The organism is Caldithrix sp. (genome assembly GCF_056497305.1).
Map to the genome: position 1 here is coordinate 1 of NZ_JBSMDE010000124.1, position 3759 is coordinate 3759.

Genomic DNA, 3759 nt, shown 5'->3' on the forward strand with positions numbered 1-3759 from the left:
ACAAGAAAATTTTCAGAAACGTTTGATTTTGCGGCAGCTATCCTAATTGTAGTTTTGACAAATAGGGTGTGTTTATTGTTTTTGTTCTCAATGACCATTTTCTATTTGACTCTGTAAAAATATTTCGATAAATTTGGATTCTTCAATCGGGGCGTAGCGCAGTCTGGCAGCGCGTGCGGTTCGGGACCGTAAGGTCGGAGGTTCAAATCCTCTCGCCCCGACTCTTTCCTTCCTTTAAAACTCTAATTTCCATGGTAAAAAGATTCAGCAGGATACTTCATTCAAAAAATTAAATGCTTTAGAATACTTTCTTCAAAAGATCTATTCTCGCCACAGCGGGATGCAAAAATTTTTGTGCTGTGTGAGGAAATAAAACTGTTGAATTGTTGATTTATTGAATGGTCGAATGGACTGTACCAAAAATTCTGGGCGAGGGGGAAATTCATTCAGTTGGTAAACGCAGGCTTAATGCCTGCGCTTGTTGCCTTATTCGCTATTACACAAGGTTCGAGCTGAAGCTCGAGTTACGTTGCACTTACGCATTATCCGCAAGTGCAAGGGATTCTTCATCCCGCTAAAGCGGAAATTCAGAATGACACTCGGCAGATGACATCCTCCTTTACACAATCCGCAGTTTCAAAAAAAATTCTAAATTCGGATTTTGTTAGAACAGTCACTACGTTTACAATAATTCGTAATTCATCTTTTCCAGACCTGTTCATCTTGCGGCTGATCATAACGAATATTTGATCAGCAAAAAACCACCAATCAATAGCAGTACAAAGGCGATGCTTAGCCAGCCTAAATATTTTTCAATAAAATGGCGGATGGGTTCTCCAAAGTACCACAGTAGCCAGGTGACCAGAAAAAAACGGGCCGAGCGACTGATTCCGGAAGCAATTAAGAAAATAGGAAAATTAATCTTAAAAGCGCCGGCAGAAATGGTTATCACTTTGTAAGGAATGGGCGTAAAACCTGCTGTAAAAACAACCCAAAAATTCCATTTTTCGTACAACTGACGAACATTCACAAATTGATGTTCGCTGAATCCTGGAATATGGTTAAAAAAGAAATGGGCGATCTGTGAATAGATATCGGTGCCATCCCACCACATCCAGTGACCAATCCCGTAACCGATCATACCGCCAATGACTGAGGCAATGGAAGCCAACAGGGCAAATCTCCAGGCCTTTCGTCGGGCTCCCAATACCAGAGCGATCAAAAAAGCGTCCGGTGGAATGGGAAAGAAAGAAGATTCCGCCATCGCCCACAGAAAAAGAACCAGTCCGGCGTAACGTGTATCTCCCCAGTGCATCAACCAATCGTAAAATGCTCTGAGCCAGTCGTTCCATTTGCCTTTTACCATCCATGCACTCCTTTAAGTGGTACAAAACGTAATTCGGTGAGAATTTTCTCCTCAATCTGCTTTCCGTTTTTAACAAAAAGCATTAAAACCTGATTTTCATGATTTCCTACCGGGGCAATCAGTCTTCCCTCCTCTGCTAATTGTTCAAACAAATGCCGGGGCCTGGTGGGCGAAGCCGCGGTAAGCAAAATGGCATCAAACGGGGCCTTTTCCGGCCAACCTTTAGAACCATCGCCAATTTTAAGAACAAAGCGATAGGTGTAATTTAATTCTTTTAAGCGTTGTTCTGCCTGAATAGCTAAGGGACGTACCGTTTCTATGGTGAACACCTGGCAGCCCATGGCGCATAAAATAGCGGCCTGATACCCTGAACCGGTTCCGATCTCCAGTACTTTATCTCCTGCTTTTATTTGTAAAGCCTGAGTCATCTGGGCCACGGTTGAGGGATGGGAGATCGTTTGACCATAGCCTATGGGTAGGGCTTTGTCTTCGTAGGCCTGAAGCTCCAAGCCCCGGGCCACAAACCGATGGCGGGGCACTTTTTGGATCGCCCTTAAAACCGTTTCATCGTGTATGCCGTTATTTCGCAAGCGCTGTATTAATTTCTCTATTTGTTTTTCATACATCATCGGCTGAGTAATTCCTTTACTACAATCTGAACAAATCGCAGCGTATCGTTAATATGTCTAATGTACGATTTGTGCCCGTTGTAAATAGTTGGGATGGACACGAAGCCAATCTTAAAACCATTTCTTATTGCTTTAATTATGAATTCCGTTTCAATCTGAAAGCCCTCTTCCTGCAAATCAATGCGTTCTACAACCTCGCGTTTCAACAGGCGAAAGCCACACTGACTGTCCGCAATCCGCTGACCCGTAACCCAGGAGACAATCAGTGAAGAGATCGTGTTGGAAAAGATTCGTAATGCCGGCATATTTCCAATACGTTGCACACGATTGCCGATCAAAACGTCAAATTGTTCTTCCTGCATGCCCTTCAAAAAGTCGCTGATACTGGAAACCGGATGCTGTCCGTCCGCGTCCATGAATAAAATGTACGGCGTCCGACCTGCGTTTAGAAATAATTCGATGCCTGCCTTCAGGGCCTTTCCTTTTCCACTGTTTTTCTGTAGCCGAATCAAATGAATCTTAAAGCGATAAGACTCGGTAAAAGAATAGGCCGGTTGAGAACCATCATCAACAATCACAACCGTTTCCGGAGGATAAGGAAGATGTTCCAGTTGTTGTAATAGCAGGGGTAAATTTTTATGAGCGTTGTAAGCTGGAATGACAATATCATATTGCACCGGCATTCGGTTCCCATCTGTAAATCTTGTATTACGGAAAAGGCCTAAACCATCAGTAACAAAAACATCATAAATAAGAAAGGGGATTGTTTTCAATCCCCTTTCCGGTCGGAGCGACAGGATTTGAACCTGCGACCCCTTGAACCCCATTCAAGTGCGCTACCAGGCTGCGCCACGCTCCGATTGATATCCAAATTTAATTATTGCTATTTTGCCATGCAAATTTTTAAATACCCATATTGCTCAAAATGACCATGATCTCATTTAAAGATTCGGCCAATTTAGGATGCTCAGTTTCAAATTTTGTAATAAATTGTGGAATTACTTTCACAGCTTTTTTTAACCGAGCTAAATCTTCACTCTCCAGATCATCGAGCAATTGCTCGACCTTTTCCTTGCCTTCAATCTCCTGCGGAACCTTCTTCCTTAATTCAGATGCCAGCTTTTTTACTTTTTTCTGTGGCATATCTCCCCCGTTTTTTGTTGTTTTGTCCATTAAACTTCGCAGAACATTTTAAGTTTCCTGGGCTCTCCTTATTTCTAATTTCTAAAGCAGCAAAGTCGCAAGTTTTAAAAAACCACAAAGGACTCAAAAAATTAAATTTAATTAAAAATTACGAATTACGAATTATTTTTCAAAGAGACAATTTGTGCCCTGGAGGTGAAGGCCTGTGCCGGTATGTCATTCTGAGAATCCCTTACATTGGCAGACCATTCGAAAGAGCAATGTAACTCGTGCTTCAATCCGCGACTTTGTGAGGGCGAAGCATTTAAAGGGAGTTTTTATTTTAAAACCCATCCCCCCGGCCCTGTTCCCTTTAAAAAAGAGAACAGGGAGTTATAATCTTTACAATGTAAATTTTGATTTTTAAATGTTAATCTACTTTAACTTTTGGGAAAGCTTAGTAAGAATGCAGCACAAGAATTTTCGCATCCCGCTTTGGTGGGATTAGAATACTTCCTTCAAAACTTATAATCCCGCTTAGCGGGATGCGAAAATTTTAATGCTGTTTTAGGGAGGACGTGTTGAAGAATTGGTTTAAATTATTTCTGCGAATATCTGCTAAATCTGCGCGAAATATAATTG

At 41.8% G+C, this 3759-nt stretch carries 4 protein-coding genes and 2 tRNA genes; 1 reads left to right on the forward strand and 5 read right to left on the reverse strand.

Features of this window, described 5'->3' with window-relative positions; genetic code table 11:
- Positions 1-147: 147 nt before the first annotated feature.
- Positions 148-221: transfer RNA gene (locus ACWB0I_RS10330), tRNA-Pro, on the forward strand.
- A gap of 512 nt (positions 222-733) precedes the next feature.
- Here ACWB0I_RS10330 and ACWB0I_RS10335 read toward each other — a convergent pair.
- The 5 genes from ACWB0I_RS10335 to ACWB0I_RS10355 all read right to left on the reverse strand — a co-directional run bounded on the left by ACWB0I_RS10335 (position 734) and on the right by ACWB0I_RS10355 (position 3138).
- Positions 734-1366 carry a YqaA family protein gene (locus ACWB0I_RS10335; protein ID WP_479387984.1) on the reverse strand — a complete coding sequence of 211 codons (633 nt, stop codon included), beginning with the start codon at positions 1364-1366 and terminating at the stop codon, positions 734-736.
- Positions 1360-1995, reverse strand: coding sequence for a protein-L-isoaspartate(D-aspartate) O-methyltransferase (locus tag ACWB0I_RS10340; RefSeq protein ID WP_479387985.1), 636 nt, complete (start codon positions 1993-1995; stop codon positions 1360-1362). The genes ACWB0I_RS10335 and ACWB0I_RS10340 overlap by 7 nt, the downstream gene beginning before the upstream one ends.
- Positions 1992-2678 (reverse strand): glycosyltransferase family 2 protein, encoded by a 687-nt coding sequence (locus tag ACWB0I_RS10345; protein WP_479387986.1) that lies wholly within the window; start codon positions 2676-2678, stop codon positions 1992-1994. The genes ACWB0I_RS10340 and ACWB0I_RS10345 overlap by 4 nt, the downstream gene beginning before the upstream one ends.
- A 102-nt stretch (positions 2679-2780) precedes the next feature.
- Positions 2781-2854, reverse strand: a tRNA-Pro gene (locus tag ACWB0I_RS10350).
- A gap of 44 nt (positions 2855-2898) precedes the next feature.
- Positions 2899-3138, reverse strand: coding sequence for a DUF4404 family protein (locus ACWB0I_RS10355; RefSeq protein WP_479387987.1), 240 nt, complete (start codon positions 3136-3138; stop codon positions 2899-2901).
- Positions 3139-3759 lie beyond the last annotated feature (621 nt).